Annotated in this window: 6 protein-coding genes; all 6 read left to right on the top strand. The window is 76.9% G+C overall.

Annotated elements, in window-relative coordinates; translation table 11 throughout:
• The first annotated feature begins 83 nt into the window (after nucleotides 1-83).
• Entirely contained in the window at nucleotides 84-2,996 is a 2,913-nt protein-coding gene (locus tag ACFY15_RS10900) for an AAA family ATPase (protein ID WP_390825369.1), read from the top strand.
• Nucleotides 2,993-5,983, top strand: a complete 2,991-nt coding sequence (locus tag ACFY15_RS10905) for an AAA family ATPase (RefSeq protein ID WP_390690861.1) — start codon at nucleotides 2,993-2,995, stop codon at nucleotides 5,981-5,983. The genes ACFY15_RS10900 and ACFY15_RS10905 overlap by 4 nt, the downstream gene beginning before the upstream one ends.
• Nucleotides 5,984-6,220: 237 nt before the next feature.
• Entirely contained in the window at nucleotides 6,221-7,399 is a 1,179-nt protein-coding gene (locus tag ACFY15_RS10910) for a cytochrome P450 (protein ID WP_390690860.1), read from the top strand.
• The gene (locus tag ACFY15_RS10915) at nucleotides 7,396-7,608 is read left to right on the top strand and encodes a ferredoxin (RefSeq protein ID WP_390690859.1); all 213 of its coding nucleotides are present in this window, start codon (nucleotides 7,396-7,398) and stop codon (nucleotides 7,606-7,608) included. The genes ACFY15_RS10910 and ACFY15_RS10915 overlap by 4 nt, the downstream gene beginning before the upstream one ends.
• Before the next feature lie 220 nt (nucleotides 7,609-7,828).
• Complete coding sequence (locus tag ACFY15_RS10920) at nucleotides 7,829-9,421, top strand: GMC oxidoreductase (RefSeq protein ID WP_390690888.1); 1,593 nt, start codon at nucleotides 7,829-7,831, stop codon at nucleotides 9,419-9,421.
• A 190-nt stretch (nucleotides 9,422-9,611) separates the two neighbouring features.
• Nucleotides 9,612-18,817, top strand: a 9,206-nt coding sequence (locus ACFY15_RS10925) for a type I polyketide synthase (protein WP_390825370.1), incomplete at its 3' end; no start/stop codon positions are given.

Raw genomic sequence — 18,817 nt, forward strand, 5'->3', positions numbered from 1 at the left:
AGGGCCGCCCGATCCGGCCCCCCGCCCGCATGGGGGCCGGTGGGGGAGCCCCACCGACACGACACCCAGGAGGACGGACAGCCATGCCACGGACGACAGCCGCCCCGCCGGGCCTCTCGGCAGTCCCGCCCGGCCCGGACCCCCGCCCCGCCGGCCCGGCGGTGCCCATCGGACGGGACACCGAAGACCGGCTGCTGCGTGGCCTGCTGGCCGACCTGCGGCGGGGCCGGCCCGCGGTCGTCGAGGTCCAGGGGCCGCCCGGGATCGGACGCAGCGCGCTGCTGGACCACGCGGCGGCCCTCGCCGAGGAGGCCGGAGTACGGGTCGCCGCGGCGGCGGCCTCGCCCGCGGAGACCTGCCTGCCCCACGGGATCGCCGCCCAGCTCCACTCCCAGTTGCTCCCCGGGACCGCCGCACGGGACCTCCCGCCCGGCCCCGCCCGCCGCGGCGACGGACGGGCCCGCCCGCCCGCCGACCTCTGCGCCCCCTTCCTGGCAGCCGCCCGCAGCCGCCCCCTGCTCCTCGTCGTCGACGACACCCAGTGGGCCGACCCCCCGTCGCTGCGCCTGCTGCGGGCACTGGCCCGGCGGCTGGCCGGGGTGCCGCTGATGCTGCTCACCTCCCGCAACAGCGCCGCCCGGCCGGACCCCCACGACCGGATCGAGCCCTGTCCGCTGGCCGACGGGCGCTCCGTGGCCCGGCACGCCCTCGACCTGCCCCCGCTGCCCGCCGCAGCCGTCCGCCGGGTCCTCGACGCTGCGTGGCCCGACGCCGTCGACGCGGCCTTCCACCAGGAGGCCGCCCGGTGCCTCGACGGCAACCCGGCCCTCCTGCGCTCGGTCGTCGCCCGGTTCACACGGCACGGCTGGACCCCCCGCACCGGCCACCTCGACCACCTCGCGGAGAGCACGGCCGAGGCCGTCAGGGAGCGCACTGTGCGCACCCTTCCCCTGCTGCCGGCGGAACTCCTCGGCGTGCTGCGCGCGATCGCGGTTGCGGGGCCCGACTGCACCCCCGGCCTGATCGACGCGCTGGCCGCCGGCCCCGGCACCCCCGGCGCCGCCCGGGCCCTGACCCTGCTGTCCGGCACCGGTCTGCTCGCCGACGGCCCCCGCCCCGCCCTGCGCAGTGGGGCCGCCGCCCGGGCCGTCCTGGCCGGCCTCGACACCGGGCAGCGGGAGGAACTCCATGCCCGGGCCGCCTCCTGGGCCCACCGGGCGGCCCTGCCCGACCGCGCCGTGGCCCGGATGCTGCTGGGCGCCGGCCGGATCGGCGCCCCCTGGGCCGTGGCGGCGCTGCGCCGCCGGGCCGCGGAGCACCGGGCGGTCGGCCGGCACGCCCAGGCCGCCCGGCTGCTGGAACGGGCCCTGCGCGAGCCGGTGCCGCAGGCCCTGCGGGTCCGGCTGCTCACCGAACTGGCCACCGCCACGCTCCCCACCTCGCCCGAGGCCGCGAGCCGCCACCTGTACCGCGCCCTGGGCCCCCCGGCGGGCGCGGACCGGTCCGCGCCCGCCGGCCCCGGCACGGTCCGGGCCCGGCTGCGCGCGGCCGAACTCCTCGTGGCCCGCGGCGACGTCCTCACCCCCGCCGCCCGGATCGCCCGGGCGGCCGCCGACGCGGAGCCGGGCACCGCCGAACACTCCGCGCTGAGGGCCCTGCACTGGATGGCCGAACACGGCCGCCCCGACCCGGAGGACGGCTGCGCCCCGCCGCTGCCCGACGCCTGGCCCGCCCGGCCGGAACAGGCCGCCGAGGCCGCCGTGGCCGCCTGGCGGACCGCGCAGCGGGGCCTGGACATCACCCGCGCCCGCGGGCTCGCCCGGGCCGCCCTGGCGCCGGAGGCCCGTACGCACGTGCCGCCGGCCGTCCGGACCGCCGCGGCGTACGCGCTCGTCCTGAGCGGGGACACGGGGGAGGCCCGCGACGCCCTCGACGGGATCCTGGTGTGCGCCCGACGGCGGGACGCCCGGCCGGTGGCCGGCGCGGCCCTGCTCGTCACCTGCCTCGCCGAGCTGTGGGGCGGACGCGACGCGGCCGCCTCCGAGGCCCTGGACCGGTGCGAGGAGGTCATGCCGGGCCGCCTCTGGCACCCCCTCATGGCGCCCGGACCCCTCGCCCTGCGGGCCCTGCTGGACCTGCGCCGCGGGGACGCGGACGCCGCCGCGCGGATCCTGGCGACCCGGCTGCCACCCGCCGCCGAGGAGGGCCTGGCCTGGGCCTACCTCCTCTACGCGCGAGGACGGGTCCGGCTCGCGGCCGGCGACCGGGACGGGGCCCTCGCCGACCTTCTGGAGTGCGGCCGCCGGCTGCTGGCCCGGCAGGCGGTCAACCCCGCTCTCCTGCCCTGGCGTTCGGCGGCCGCTCGGACCCGCGACCCCGGGGACCCGCTGGCGGTGCGGCTGCTGGCCGAGGAGCGCCGCCGGGCCGTGCTCTGGGGCTCGCCCGTCGCGCTGGCCACGGCGCTGGCCCCGCGCCCCGGCGGAGCCGCCGCACCCGGAGCGCCGGCGCGGGCCCGGGGGAGCGCGGCCGGCTGGCAGTACCGGCAGGCACTGGTGGCCATCGTCACGGCCCCCTTCTCCGGTCACCTCACCGTCGACTCCCTGCTGGACGACGACGGGGCCGCCCCCGGCCCCGTACCGGACCCGGGTGCACCGGACCGGGGACCGGACGGGGCCGGGCCCCCGGCCCCGGACCCGGACCGCGGCGTGCGGCCGGACCGGCCGCGGCCCGCCCCGGCGCACGGTGGCCCGCGAGGCCCCCGGCACGGCGCGGCTCCGGCTCCGGGCGGGGCGGCCGTCCTGCTGACCGACGCCGAGTCCCGGGTCGCGGCGCTCGCCGCCGGGGGCCTGCCCAACCGGGCCATCGCCGGGGAACTCGCCGTCACCCCCCGCACCGTTGAACAGCACCTGACGAAGGCCTACCGGAAGCTCGGCATCCGAGGGCGACCGCAGCTGGCCGCGGCACTCGAACGAACAGCGACGGAGGAACCGACATGACACACCTGCTCCACCGGCAGCAGGAACTCGACCTGATCACGGCGGCGTTGGACGCCACGGGCCGCGCAGCAGGAGGCGGGTCCCTGACGGTGGTGGCCGGGGGCATCGGCATGGGCAAGACCGCCCTGCTGAGGGCCCTGCCGGAACTCGCCGAACGCCGGGGCATCCGCGTCCTCACCGCCAGCGGATCCCCGCACGAACAGGCCTTCGGCTTCGGCGTGCTCAGCCAGCTGCTGACCCCGCTCCTGCCCGCCGACGGCGGCGCCGTCACCCCGCCCGAGGACGCCGCCGACGCCCCCGACGGCTCCGGACAGGACGCCGAGCTGCTCGCCCTGATCGCCGGACACGCCGACCGCAAACCCCTGCTCCTGCTGGTGGACGACCTCCAGTGGGCCGACGCCCCCTCGCTGCGCTGGCTCGCGCGGCTGGCCGGACGGCTGCCCCGGATGCGCGTCACCCTGGTCGCCGCCCTGCGCGAAGGGGACCCCGGCGAGGACGAACCCCGCCTCCACCACCTCACCGGTCGCGCCGCCGCCGTCCTGCGGCTGCGCCCGCTGTCCATCGGGGCCACCGCCGACCTCGTCGCCGCCCGCCTCGGCAGGCCCGTGGACCAGGACTGCGCCCGCGCCTGCCAGGAGGCGACGGGCGGACACCCCCTGCTGCTCACGGCCACCCTCGACGCCCTGACCGCCGCCGGGGAGCAGGACCGCGAGGGACGGCTGCCCGACGCACGGGTGATCCGCGGGATCCGGCCCGACGGCCTGCGCGAACGCCTCGCGGTGGTCCTGCGCGGCCAGCGGCCGCCGGTGTGGCGCTTCGCGAAGGCCCTCGCCGTCCTCGGCGAGGACACCTGGGCGGACGCGGACGCGCGGGACACCGGCCCCGCCCGGGACACCGCGGACGCGGGTGCCCCCGGAGCCGCAGGCACGGGGGACACCCCCGGAGCCGCCGACCCGGGGGACACCGGCCCCGAGGAGGACCCCGCCGCCCGGCTCGCCGGCCTCGACGCCACCGGCCGCGCCGAGGCGGTGCGCGCGCTGCGCCGGCTCGGCCTGCTGGCGGAGGACCCCGTACCCCGGTTCGTCCACCCGGTCGTCGCGGACGCCGTGGAGGATTCGATGGACCCCGCCGAAGCCGAGGCCGTGCGGCTGCGCGCCGCCCTCCTGCTGCACCGGGGCGGCCACCCCGCCGAGCGGGCCGCCGCACAACTGCTCGCCGTCTCCTCCTGCGAGGAGCCCTGGGCGCAGGAGGTCCTGCGGGCCGCCGCCACCGCAGCCCTGCGCCGCGCGGACCCGGAGGCCGCCGCCCGCCACCTGCGCCGCGCCCTGCTCCTCGGCCCGCCCGACGGGCCCGCCCGCGCCGAGCTCCTCGTGGAACTGGCCATCGTCGAAAGGGACTTCGCTCCCACGGCGGCGCTGCGCCACTTCACCCAGGCGCTGCTCCTCCTCCCGGACCCGGCCCGGCGCGCCCGGGTGGCGGGCCGGATACCTCCGTTCCTCCTCGACGGCTGCCCGCCCGCCGTCCTCGACACCGTCTCCGCGACGGCCGCTGAACTGGGAGACGCGGCCGGCCTCACCGGCACCGCCCGCCGCAGCGCCCTGCGGCTGGAAGCCCGGCTCCGGCACGCCGCCGTGGCCGGCCCGGCCGAACTGGCCGCCTCGGCCGACCGGCTGCGGGCCCTGGGCCCCGTCCCCCGCCTGGACAGCGCCGCGGACCGCGAACGGGTCACCGTCCTGCTGCACGGGGCCGTCCTGGCCCAACGGGTCACCGCCGCCGAGGCCGTCCCCCTCGCCGAACGGCTGCTCCAGCACGAGCCGGCCACCCCGGACCACGTCCACACCGCCCTGCCGCTGCTGACCGACGTCCTGGTCGCCGCCGACTCCCTCGGCACCATCGGCCCCTGGTTGCACACCGCCTACGACCGGGCCCGCCGCGACCACGCCACCGTCCCGCGCGCCCTGATCGCCGTCGAGCTGGCCCACCTCGCCCTGGCCCGGGGAGACCTGGCGCTGGCCCGCGCCCACGCCGCGGAGGCCCTCGACCTCGACGCCACCGGCTGGGCCACCCTGCGTACCCTGGCCGCCGTCGTCCTGGCCGCCCTGGAAGCCCGGGACACCGCCCTGTGCGAACGGCTGCTGGCCGGCTCCGCGCCGGACGCCGCCCAGGGCCACCTGCCCTCCCTGCGGCTGCTCATCCGGGGCACGGCCGCCGCCCTGCGCCACGACCTGCCGACCGCCCTGGGCTGCTACCTCGACTGGGGCCGCACCGCCGAACGTGCCCACTGGCGCAACCCGGCCGTCGCGCCCTGGCGCTCCTGGGTCTCCGCACTCCACTACCGGACGGGCCGCCCCGGCCAGGCCCACGACCTCATGGACGAGGAGTACGCGCGCGCCGTGAGCTGGGGCAGCCCGGTGGCCATCGGCCGCGCCCAGCGCGGCCGGGGCGCGATCACCGGGGGAGAACGCGGACTCGTCCTGCTGCGCGAGTCCGCGGCCACCCTGGAACGGACGGCCCACGTCCTCGAACAGGCCCGCACCTCCCTGCTCCTCGGCAGGCGGCTGCTGGCCGCCGGCCGGGAGGCCGAGGCCGAGCACCGGCTGACCCGGGCCCGGGAGCAGGGGCTGGCGTGCGGGGCGCCCTGGATCGCCGACCGGGCCGGCCGGGCGCTGCACACCATCGCGGGTTCCCGGGGCGCGGACGCGGTCGCCGCGCTGACCCGTACCGAACGCCGCGTGGCCGCACTGGCCGCCGGAGGAACCTCCAACCGGGCCATCGCCGAACGGCTGGAGGTCAGCGCCCGGGCGGTCGAGAAACACCTCACCCAGGCCTACCGCAAGCTGCGCATCGACGGCCGAGCCGAACTCGCCCCGATGGCACGGCTGCTGTCCGAGGAGTGCCCCGAAGCCCGGAGGAGGACGGGGGAGGGGCGGGGTTCCGGCGCGGGGTCCGCACCGTACCGAACCGAAGCCTCCCGGTACCGCCCGTAACCGTACCCCCCGGCCCACGCCCACAGGGTTAGTGCGCGGGGGATTGTTTTCGTTGACACCTTTCACCGCGTCTCCATACCTTCGTGGTGGCGCTGATCGAACTGCGCGCACGGCGGAGTTCGCATTGCAGGACGTCGTGTTGAGAACGCGTTGACGCCGTATTGAGGCCGCGTTTCCGGGGGGTTCGGCCGCGATAGGGCCAGCCAAGGAAGGGCATTTATGAGCCAGGGTTTACCGGTGACCTTTACCACTGTCCGGGACGGATACTTCAACCCGCCCCCGGCGATCCGGACGCTGCGCCGGACCGAACCGCTGACGCGCATGGAATTCGCCGACGGCCATCTCGGATGGCTCGTCACGGGATATTCCGCCGCCCGGGCCGTCCTTGCCGACGCCCGGTTCAGCGCCCGCGGGGAGCTCAAGCACCCGCCGGTCCCGCGCGCCGCGACCCTGGACGAGGCCCCGGCGGCGCCCCCCGGCATGTTCATCCAGCACGACGACCCCGAGCACCAGCGCTACCGCAAGCTGCTCGTCGGGCAGTTCACCGTCCGCCGCATGCGCCTGCTCACCGAGTGGATCGAGAAGATCACCGCGGAGCGGCTCGACGAGATGGAGCGCCTGGGCTCCCCCTCCGACCTCTTCGAGCACTTCGCGCTGCCCATCCCCTCCCTCGTCATCTGCGAACTGCTCGGCGTCCCCTACGCCGACCGCGCCACCTTCCAGCACCACACCCACGTCTGGAGCAGCTTCGGGGAGTCCACCGAGGACGTCACCGCCGCCTTCCTGGAACTGGGGGCCTACCTGGGCGGCCTGGTGCGCCTCAAGCGCACCGAACCCGCCGACGACATCATCAGCGGACTGATCACCGCCGACCCGGACCTCACCGACGAGGAACTCACCTCGATCGCCTTCCTGCTGCTGGTCGCCGGCCACGAGACCACCGCCAACCAGCTCGCCCTCGGCACCTTCGCCCTGCTGGAGCACCCCGAGCAGCTGGCCGCGCTGCGCGCCGACCCCTCGCTGATCGAGGGCGCCGTCGAGGAGAGCCTGCGCTACCTCAGCATCGTCCACCACGGCCCCACCCGGGCCGCCCTGGAGGACGTGGAGATCGAGGGCACCCTCGTCAAGGAGGGGGAGGTCGTGATGGTCTCCCTCGCCGCCGCCAATCGCGACCCCGAACGCTTCCCCGACCCCGAGTCCTTCGACGTGACCCGCCGCGCCGCCGGCCACCTCGGCTTCGGCCACGGCATCCACCAGTGCCTGGGCCAGCAGCTGGCCCGCATCGAACTGCGGGTCGGGTTCACCGCCCTGCTGGAGCGCTTCCCGCACCTGCGCCTGGCCTGCCCGCCCGAGGAGATCCGCCTCCGCCACGACATGCAGGTGTACGGGGTGTACGCGCTGCCCGTCGCCTGGTGACCGACGGCCCGCTGCGGGTCGCGGTCGACCGGCGGCTCTGCTGCGGCGCCGGGATGTGCGCCCTGCTCGCCCCCGAGGTCTTCGACCAGTGCGACGAGGGGTTCGTGCTCCTGCTCGACCCCGGCCCGCCCGCCGCCGCGCACGCCGCCGTGCGCGAGGCCGCCGACCAGTGCCCCTGCTCGGCGATTTCCCTGCACACCGCCGACTGACGCCTCCCGAAGGGCTCCCGCGCCCCGCGCGGGGCCCCGCGTCACCCAGGCCGCCGCGCCCGCCTCACCGCAGGCCTCCCGCCTCCCCCGGCGTACGGCTTCCCGACGCCTTCCCGCGCCCGCCGTGCGAGGCGCCCTCCACACCACAGCCCGTCCCCTTCATCCCGAAAGTCAGGTATCCACCGTGGAACAGCACCTCTCGCGCCGCCGCTTGCTCGGCATGACGGCCCTCGGCGCGGCGGCCCTCGCAGGCAGCACCACCATCGGCGCCCCGCGGGCCCTGGCCGCCGACCGCGCCGACGGCGTCGCGTTCGTCCCCGCCGTCGTCATCGGCACCGGCTACGGCGCCGCCGTCTCCGCCCTGCGCCTGGGCGAGGCCGGAGTCCGCACGGTCATGCTCGAGATGGGCCAGCTGTGGAACCAGCCGGGCCCCGACGGCAACGTCTTCGCCGGCATGCTCAAGCCCGACAAGCGCTCCAGCTGGTTCAAGAACCGCACCGAGGCCCCCCTCGGCAGCTTCCTCTGGCTCGACCTGGCCAACCGCGACATCGACCCGTACGCCGGCGTCCTGGACCGGGTCAACTTCGACCAGATGTCCGTGTACGTGGGCCGCGGCGTCGGCGGCGGCTCCCTCGTCAACGGCGGTATGGCGGTGGCCCCGAAGCGCTCCTACTTCGAGGAGGTGCTGCCGCGCGTCGACGCCGCCGAGATGTACGCCCGCTACTTCCCGCGCGCCAACTCCATGCTCCGCGTCAACCACATCGACTCCGGCTGGTTCGAGAGCACCGAGTGGTACAAGTTCGCCCGGGTCTCGCGCGACCAGGCCCAGAAGGCCGGACTGGGCACCGTCCACGTCCCCAACGTCTACGACTTCGACCACATGCGGCGCGAGGCGGCCGGGGAGCTCCCCAAGTCCGCGCTGGCCGGCGAGGTCATCTACGGCAACAACCACGGCAAGCAGAGCCTGGACAAGACCTACCTGGCGGCCGCCCTGGGCACCGGCAAGGTCACCATCGAGACCCTGCACCAGGCCAAGACCATCCGGCAGCAGAAGGACGGCACCTACCTGCTGACCGTCGAGCAGCGGGACGCCGACGGCCGGCTGCTGGCCACCAAGGAGATCTCCTGCCGCCACCTGTTCCTCGGCGCCGGCAGCCTCGGCTCCACCGAACTGCTGCTGCGCGCCCGTGAGACCGGCACGCTGCCGAACCTGAGCTCCGAGATCGGCGCCGGCTGGGGCCCGAACGGCAACATCATGACCGCCCGCGCCAACCACGTGTGGAACCCCACCGGCGGCAACCAGTCCTCGATCCCAGCCCTGGGCATCGACGACTGGGACAACCCCCAGAACCCCGTCTTCGCCGAGATCGCCCCCATGCCGGCGGGCGTGGAGACCTGGGTCAGCCTCTACCTGGCGATCACCAAGAACCCCGAACGCGGCACCTTCGCCTACGACGCGGCGACCGACCGGGCCGCCCTGCGCTGGACCCGCGACCAGAACACCCCCGCAGTCAACGCCGCGAAGTCGCTGTTCGACCGCATCAACAAGGCGAACACGACGATGTACCGCTACGACCTCTTCGGCAAGCAGCTGAAGGCCTTCTCGGACGACTTCACCTACCACCCGCTCGGCGGCTGCGTCCTCGGCCGGGCCACCGACGACTACGGCCGGGTGAACGGCTACAAGAACCTCTACGTCACCGACGGTTCGCTCATCCCCGGCTCCATCGGCGTGAACCCGTTCGTCACCATCACCGCCCTGGCCGAACGGAACATCGAGCGCGTGATCCGCCAGGACGTCACCGCCGCGTAGCCGGCGGCGGGCGCCGGTCCGCCGGGCCCGCGGGGTCGTCCGGTCCGGAAGGGTCGTCCGGTCCGGCACGCAGGGGAACAGCACGGGGCCCACCCCGGCATGCCCGCACGCCCCGAGGCGCTGCGGAACCAGCAAACCAGCAGTAGTTCAACGGGTCGATGGAGCACACATGATGCGCGAGTCTGTTGCGATGCCGGAGGAATCCGGGAACGGCGCACACGAGGTGATCGTGGCGATCGGATCGGCACACCGCACGCCGGCGGACACCGGCGCGGGCCGGGCGTTCGACGCGGAATTCCTCGCGGACGCCACCGGAGACCCGTCGGACCCCGCCCGGACCGACGCCCTGCCGCACGGGCCGGCCGCGGCGGAGACCTGGTGGGAGGCACTGGAGGACGCCGGCGTCGTCCTGGCCGCGGCCCCGGGAGCGGCGACCGGCGTCTTCCTCGCCGTCCTCGGCGGGCCGGACGCGCCGCTCCCGGCGGAGGAGGACGCCGTCGCCGCGGTCGGCGCCGTCCTGCGGCTCCCCGCCGGGGCCACGCCGCTGCTGCGCCGCCTCCCCACCGGCGCCGACGCCCTGCGCGCGGCCCACGACAGCCTCGGCCGGGGCGAGAGCGCCCTCGCCCTGGCCGCCGGCCCGGACGTCCGCCCGCCGGGTGCACCGGACGACGAGCCCGGCGGCTACGGCGCCGTCCTGCTGAAGACCCTCGCCGCGGCCCGGGCCGACGGCGACCGCGTGCTCGCCGTACTCGGCGCCGACGGCCGCTTCACCGCGGCCGCCGACCTCGGCTGGAACCTCGGCCCGGACTCCGCCCCCGCCCCCGTGGCCTCCACCGGCCCCGGCGCCGTGGCGTCCACCGGCCGTGGCGCCGGAGCGGCCGCCGGTTCCGATGCCCCCGGCCTCGAGGGCGGAGCCGCTACCGGATCCGCGGCCCCTGCCGTCCTCGGAGCCGACGCCGGTACTGCCCCCGTGGCCTCCACCGGCCCCGGCTTCGAGGCCGCTGCCGGCGCCGATGCCGCTACCGGCCCCGGACCCGCTTCCGGAGCCGCCGCCCCCGGTGTCCGTCCCGACCTCGCCGGCGCCCCCGGAGAGGGCACCGGGGAACCGGTGCCCTGGATCCTCTCCGCCGCCGGCCCCGAGGCCCTGCGCGCCCGGGCCCGCAGACTCCACGAGCACCTCACCGCACACCCCGGCCTCGACCCGGCCGCCGTGGGGCGGGCCCTGGCCACCACCCGGCACCACTTCCCGCACCGCGCCGTCCTCCTCGGCGACGGCCCCGACGGGCTCCTCGACGCCCTCTCCACCCTCGCCGCCGGCGGATACGCCCCCGACGTGGTCCGCGGCACCGCCGCCGCCCGCCCGACGGCCTTCGTCCTGTCCGGCATCGGCGGACAGTGGCCCGGGATGGCCGCGGAACTCCTGGACTCCTCGCCGGAGTTCCGCACCGCCGCCCTGCGCTGCGAGCAGGCCCTCGCCCCCTTCACCGGCTGGCTCCTCACCGACGTGCTGCGCGGCGCCCCCGGCGCCCCCGCCCTGGACACCCCCGACGTCAGCGTGCCCGCCACCTTCGGCGTCCAGATCGCCCTCGCCGAGACCTGGCGGGCCCACGGGGTCCGCCCCCGCGCCTACGCCGGCCACAGCATCGGCGAGGTCGCCGCCGCACACCTGGCCGGCGCCCTCACCCTGGAGGACGCGGCCCGCACCATCCACGCCTGGGGCGCCGCCCTGGCCGAACTCGCCCGGCACGGCGGCGACATGCTCGCCGTGAGCCTGCCCGGCCACCGGCTCCAGGAGCGGCTCGCCCCCTGGGCGGACCGGCTGGTCATCGCCGCCCACAACGGCCCCGGGTCCCACGTCGTCTCCGGCGACGGCGATGCCCTGCGCGCCCTGCGCACCGAACTGGAGGGCTACGGCGTCCGCTGCGGCGGCGTCCGCCTCGGCGCCGCCGCCCACTCGGCGCACGCCGACGCCGTCCGCGACCGGATGCTCACCGCCCTCGCCAGCCTCGCCCCGCGCGCCGGCCACACCCCCCTCTACTCGTCCGCCACCGGCGGCATCGTCGACGGCCGCACCCTGGACGCCGGCTTCTGGTTCGGGGCCCTGCGCCGCCCGGTCCGCTTCGAGCAGACCACGCACGCCCTGCTGGCCGACGGCCACGAGGCCCTCGTGGAGATCAACCCCCACCCCGCGCTGACCGCCGCCATGCAGGAGACCGCCGCGGCCGCCGGACGCCACGCCGTCACCATCGCCACCCTGCGCCGCGGCCAGGGCGGCCTGCGCCGCCTGCGCACCGCCCTCGCCGAGGCCTGCGTCCAGGGCGTCGACGTCGACTGGGCGACCGCCTTCCCCACCACCCCCGCGGGCCGGGTCCAGCTGCCGACCTACCCCTTCCAGCGGGCCACCACCGCCGACGGGCCCGCCGCGTCCGGCCGGCTCGCCCCGCTGCCCGAGGCCGAACGCGAGCGCACCGCCGCCGCCCTCGTCCGCTCCCTCACCGCCGCCCTGCTGGGGCTGCCCGGCCCGGACGCCGTCGCCCCCGGACAGGCCTTCCGCGACCTCGGTCTGGACTCCGTCACCGCCGTCGAACTCCGGGGCCGCCTCAACGAGGCCACCGGACTCGCCCTGCCGCACACCGTCGTCTTCGACCACCCCACCCCGGCCTCCCTGACCGGACGGATCCTCGCCGAGGCCCTCGGCACCCACGAGGACCCGGCCGACGAGGACACCACCGCCGCCGCCTGGGACGAACCCGTCGCCATCGTCGCCATGAGCTGCCGCCTGCCCGGCGGCACCGACACGCCGGAAGCCCTGTGGCGGCTGCTCACCGAGGGCGGCGACGCCGTGTCCGCCCTGCCCGCCGACCGCGGCTGGGACGTCGAGGGTCTCTACGACGCCGAGCCCGGCCGACCCGGCCGCTACTACCAGCGCGAAGCCGGCATGCTCCCCGAAGCCGGCGACTTCGACCCGGAGTTCTTCGGGATCTCCCCGCGCGAGGCCCTCGCCATGGACCCCCAGCAGCGGCTCCTCCTGGAGACCGGCTGGGAGGTCCTCGAACGCGCCGGCATCGACCCCGCCACCCTGCGCGGCACCCGCACCGGCACCTTCGTCGGCGCCATGAACCAGGACTACGGCCCCCGCCTCCACGAGGCACCCGAGGACATCAGCGGCTACCTGCTGACCGGCAACAGCGTCAGCGTCGCCTCCGGCCGCCTCGCCTACACCCTCGGCCTCGAAGGCCCCGCCGTCACCGTCGACACCGCCTGCTCCTCCTCCCTGGTCGCCCTGCACCTGGCCGCCCAGTCGCTGCGCACCGGCGAATGCTCCCTCGCCCTGGCCGGCGGCGTCACCGTCCTGCCCACGGCCGGCTCCTTCGTCGAGTTCAGCAAGCAGCGCGCCCTGGCCCCCGACGGCCGCTCCAAGGCCTTCTCCGCCGACGCCGACGGCTTCGGCCTCGCCGAGGGCACCGGCATGGTCCTCCTGGAGCGGCTCTCCGACGCCCGCCGGGGCGGCCGCCGCGTCCTCGCCGTCCTGCGCGGCTCCGCGATCAACCAGGACGGTGCCTCCAACGGCCTCACCGCGCCCAGCGGCCCCGCCCAGCAGCGGGTGATCCGCCAGGCCCTCGCCAACGCCGGGCTGACGGCCGCGGACGTGGACGCCGTCGAGGCCCACGGCACCGGCACCCGCCTCGGCGACCCCATCGAGGCCCAGGCCCTGCTCGCCACCTACGGCCGGAACCGGCCCGAGGACCGGCCGCTGTGGCTGGGCTCCCTCAAGTCCAACATCGGCCACACCCAGGCCGCCGCGGGCATCGCCGGCGTACTGAAGTCCGTCCTCGCCCTCCAGCACGGCCTCCTGCCCAGGACCCTGCACGCCGAGGCCCCCTCCCCGCACGTGGACTGGACCGCCGGACGGGTCAGGCTGCTGACCGACGCCGTGCACTGGCCCGCGACCGGCCGGCCCCGCCGCTACGGCGTGTCCTCCTTCGGGATCAGCGGCACCAACGCACACGCCGTCCTCGAAGAGGCCCCCGCCGAACCCCCGGCGGCCGACCCGGCCCCGGAGGCGGACCCGGCCCCGGAGGCGGACACCCCCGCCGGAGCCGTCGACGTACCGTGGATCCTGTCGGCCCGCAGCCCCGAGGCCCTGGCCGCCCGCGCCGAAGCCCTCCTCGCGCACACCGCCGCGCACCCGGGCGCCCGCCCCGCCGACATCGGCCACGCCCTCGCCACCACCCGTACGGCCTTCGAACACCGCGCCGTCGTCACCGGCGCCACCGAAGCCGAACTCGCCGAAGGCCTGCGCGCCCTCGCCGCCGGCGGCTCCACGCCCCGCACCGCCCGGGGCACGGCCGCCGACGGCCGCCGCGTCGCCTTCGTCTTCCCCGGCCAGGGCTCCCAGTGGGCCGGCATGGCCGCCGGACTCCTCGACACCTCCGCCGTCTTCCGCGAGCGCATCCACGCCTGCGGCCGGGCCCTGGCCCCGTACGTGGACTGGTCCCTGGAGGACGTCCTGCGCGGCGCCCCCGGCGCGCCCGCCCTCGACAGCGCCGACGACGTGGTCCAGCCCGCCCTGTGGGCCGTCATGGTCTCCCTCGCCGAGCTCTGGCGCTCCTTCGGCGTCGAACCCTCCGCCGTCATCGGCCACTCCCAGGGCGAGATCGCCGCCGCCGCCGTGTCCGGCGCCCTCGGTCTCGACGACGCCGCCCGGGTCGTCGCCCTCCGCAGCCGCCTCCTCGCCCGCCTCGCGGGACTCGGCGGCATGGTCTCCGTTCCCGAACCCCTCGCCGACGTCACCCGGCGCCTGGAGCGGTGGGGCGAGCGGCTCGGCATCGCCGCCGTCAACGGACCCCGCTCCACCGTCGTCTCCGGCGACGCCGACGCGCTCGGCGAACTGCTCGCCGCATGCACCGCCGACGGGGTCCGCGCCAAGCGGGTCCCCGTCGACTACGCCTCCCACTCCGCCCACGTGGAGCTCATCGAGGCCGAACTCGCCGAAGCCCTGGCCGGTATCACCCCGCTCACCCCGCGCGTCCCCTTCTACTCCACCGTCACCGGCGAGCCCGTCGACTCGGCCGCCCTCGACGCCGCCTACTGGTACACCAACCTCCGCACCACCGTCCGCTTCGAGCCCGCCGCCCGCCGCCTCATCGCCGACGGCCACCAGGTCCTCGTCGAATGCAGCCCGCACCCCGTGCTCGCCATCGGCCTCCAGGAGACCGCCGAGGACGCCGCCGCCACCGTGGACGTCCTCCCCTCGCTGCGCCGCGGTGACGGCGGCACCGCCCGCTTCCTCACCTCCCTCGGCGAGGCCTGGACCCGGGGCGTCCCCGCCGACTGGGCCGCCGCCTTCGCCGGGCTGCGCCCGCGCCCCGCCGACCTGCCCACCTACCCCTTCCAGCGGCGCCGCTTCTGGCTCGACACCGCCGCCCCGGCCACCACCCCCGCGACCGGCGCCGCCCACAGCGAGGAGGAGGCCCGCTTCTGGGCCGCCGTCGAGAACTCCGACGTCCGGGCCCTGACCAGCTCACTGGACCTGGCCCCCGACGCCTCCCTCGACAGCATGGTCAGCCGCCTCGCCGACTGGCGCCGCCGCTCCACCCGGACCGCGCGCATCGACGGCTGGCGCTACCGGATCACCTGGACCCCCACCGAAACCCGGGCCCGGCGCGGCAACCGCGCCCCGCTCACCGGCACCTGGCTGCTCGTCACCACCGCCGCACACCAGGACGGCACCACCGCCACCGCCGTCCACGACGCCCTCACCGCCCGCGGCGCCCGCGCCGTCCGCGTCCCCCTCGACCCGGCCGCCCACCCCGACCGGCAGACCGCGGCCGCACTCCTCACCGAACGGCTCGCCGAGGCCGCCCTGGAGGCCGACGAGGTCACCGGAGTGCTCTCCCTGCTGGCCGACGACCCGGCCGACGCGCCCGGCCACCACGTGCCGGCCGCCCTCGCCGCCACCCTCGCCCTCGTCCAGGCGCTCGGCGACACCGGCATCGGCGCCCCCCTGTGGTGCGCCACCTCCGGTGCCGTGGCCACCGGTCCCGCCGACCCGCCCCGTCACCCCGCGCAGGCCCAGCTCTGGGGCCTCGGCCGGGTCGCCGGCGCCGAGTACCCCCAGCGCTGGGGCGGCCTCGTGGACCTGCCCGAAACCCTCGACGCCCGTGCCCTCGACCTCCTCACCGGCCTCCTCGCCGACCCCGCCGGCGAGCAGGAGCTCGCCGTCCGCGCCACCGGCACCCTCGCCCGCCGCCTGGTCCGCGCCACCGCCGACCCGGTCGCCCCCGCCGGCGAGCACACCCTCGCCCGCCCCCACGGCACCGTCCTGGTCACTGGCGGCACCGGCACCCTCGGCGCCCACGTCGCCCGCTGGCTCGCCCGCTCCGGAGCCGCCCACCTCGTCCTGACCAGCCGAAGCGGCCCCGCCGCCGAAGGCGCCGCCGAACTCCGCGAGGAACTCGCCGCCCTCGGCTGCCGCGCCACCATCGCCGCCTGCGACGCCGGCGACCGCGCCGCCCTCGCCGACCTGCTCGGCTCCCTGCCCGCCGAACACCCCCTCACCGGCGTCATCCACACCGCCGGCGCCCTCGACGACGGCGTCCTCGACGCCATGACCACCGACCGCCTCGAACACGTCCTGCGCCCCAAGGCCGAGGCAGCGCTCCACCTGCACGAGCTCACCGCCGGCCACGACCTCGACTTCTTCGTCCTCTTCTCCTCCATCGCCGGCATCGTCGGCAACGGAGGCCAGGGCGGCTACGCCGCCGCCAACGCCCACCTCGACGCCCTCGCCCACCACCGCCGCGCCCAGGGCCTGCCCGCCACCGCCATCGCCTGGGGATCCTGGGGCAGCGGCCGCATGATGGGCCGCCACGCCGAGGAACACCTCACCCGGCGCGGCATCCTCCCCATGCCCGCCGACCTCGGCATCGCCGCCCTGCGCCGCGCCCTCGAGCACGAGGACACGGCCGTCACCGTCGCCGACATCGACTGGGAACGCTTCGTCCGCGCCTTCGCCCCCACCGGCGACTACCCGCTCCTGCACCGCCTGCCCGAAGCCCGCCGGATCCTCGACAGCGCCACCACGGCCGCCGGCCCGAACGGCCCCGCCGCGGGCGGCCCCGCCCTCGCCGGACAGCTGGCCGCACTCCCCGGCGCCGACCGGCTCCGGGCCCTGGTCGAAGTCGTCCGCACCCAGGCCGCCACCGTCCTCGGCCACGCCGGCGCCGACGCCGTCCAGCCCCAGCGGGCCTTCCGCGACACCGGATTCGACTCGCTCACCGCCATCGAACTCCGCAACCGCCTGGCCGCCGCCACCGGCCTGCGGCTGCCCACCACCGTCGTCTTCGACTACCCCAGCCCGGCCGAGCTCGCCGCCCACCTCGACACCCTCCTCGTCGGCGGCCCGCAGGCCGCCGCTCCCGCCGCCGCGCCCGCCGCCCGTCCCGACGACGACGAGCCCATCGCCATCGTCGCGATGAGCTGCCGCTTCCCCGGCGGGGTGACCTCCCCCGAAGACCTGTGGAAACTCCTCTCGGAGGGCGAGGACGCCCTCTCCGCCTTCCCCGGGAACCGCGGCTGGGACCTCGACGCCCTCTACCACCCCGACCCGCAGCACCCCGGCACCACCTACGCCCGCGAAGGCGGGTTCCTCCACGACGCGGGCGAGTTCGACGCCGCCTTCTTCGGGATCTCCCCCCGCGAGGCCCTTGCGATGGACCCCCAGCAGCGGCTCCTCCTGGAGACCACCTGGGAGGCCTTCGAACGCGCCGGCATCGACCCGGCCACCCTCAAGGGCAGCCGCTCCGGCGTCTTCATCGGCTCCAACGGGCAGGACTACGCCTCGGGCCTGCGCCGGGCACCCGAAGGCGTCGAGGGCTACCTCCTGACCGGCCGTGCCGCGAGCGTCGTCTCGGGCCGCCTCGCCTACACCTTCGGCCTGGAAGGGCCCGCGCTGACCGTTGACACGGCCTGCTCCTCCTCCCTCGTCGCCCTCCACCTCGCCGTCCGGTCCCTGCGCCAGGGCGAATGCGAACTCGCCCTCGCCGGCGGTGTCACCGTCATGTCCGGCCCCGGCATCTTCGTCGAGTTCAGCCGCCAGCGCGGACTGGCCCCGGACGGCCGCTGCAAGGCCTTCGCCGCCGCGGCCGACGGCACCGGCTGGGGCGAGGGCACCGGCATGCTGCTCCTGGAGCGGCTCTCCGACGCCCGCCGCAACGGGCACCGGGTACTGGCCGTCGTACGGGGCTCCGCCATCAACCAGGACGGCGCCTCCAACGGCCTCACCGCCCCCAACGGGCCCTCGCAGCAGCGGGTCATCCGCCAGGCCCTCACCGACGCGGGGCTCGCACCCGCCGACGTCGACGTGGTCGAGGCGCACGGCACCGGCACCCGGCTCGGCGACCCGATCGAGGCCCAGGCCCTCCTGGCCACCTACGGCCAGGACCGCCCCGAGGACCGGCCCCTGTGGCTGGGCTCGCTCAAGTCCAACATCGGCCACACCCAGGCCGCCGCCGGCGTCGCCGGCGTGATCAAGCTGGTACTGGCCCTCCAGCACGCCGAACTTCCCCGCACCCTGCACGTGGACGCCCCGACCCCGCACGTCGACTGGACGGCCGGCTCGGTCGAACTGCTCTCCGCCCCCGTGGCCTGGTCCGAGGCGGACGGCCACGTCCGCCGCGGCGGCGTCTCGGCCTTCGGCGTGAGCGGCACCAACGCCCACGTGATCATCGAACAGGCCCCCGCACCGGCCACGGCCGAGACCCCCGCGGGCCCGGAGGACACCGGGGGCGACCGGGCCGCGGACGTCACGGCCGCCGCGGAGACCTCCGTCGCCTGGCTGCTGTCCGCGAAGACCCCCACCGCACTGCGCGCCCAGGCCCGGCGCCTGCGCGCCCACCTCGCCGAGCCGGAGCACGAGGAGGCCACCCCGGCCGACATCGGCTACTCCCTCGCCACCGGCAGGGCGGCCCTCCAGCACCGCGCGGCCGTCCTCGGCACCGACCGCGCCGAACTCCTGCGCGGCCTGGACGCCCTCGCCGGCGAGGACACGGCAGGCTCCGCCGCCCACGTCGTCACCGGCGGCACCGACCCGGCCACCGGCCACGGACCGGGCCGCACCGCCTTCCTGTTCTCCGGACAGGGCAGCCAGCGCCCGGGGATGGGGCGTGAACTGCACGCCGCATTCCCGGTGTTCGCCGACGCCTTCGACGAGGCCTGCGCCCATCTGGACGGATACCTGGAACTCCCGCTGCGGGAGGTGGTGTTCGGTGAGGATGCGGAGGCGTTGAAGGAGACGCGGTACGCGCAGTCGGCGTTGTTCGCGGTGGAGGTGGCGTTGTTCCGGCTGGTGGAGTCCTGGGGTGTGCGTCCGGACTTCCTGGCGGGGCATTCGGT

Origin of the sequence: Streptomyces sp. NPDC001373 (genome assembly GCF_042895815.1) — a bacterium.
GTDB lineage: Bacteria > Actinomycetota > Actinomycetes > Streptomycetales > Streptomycetaceae > Streptomyces.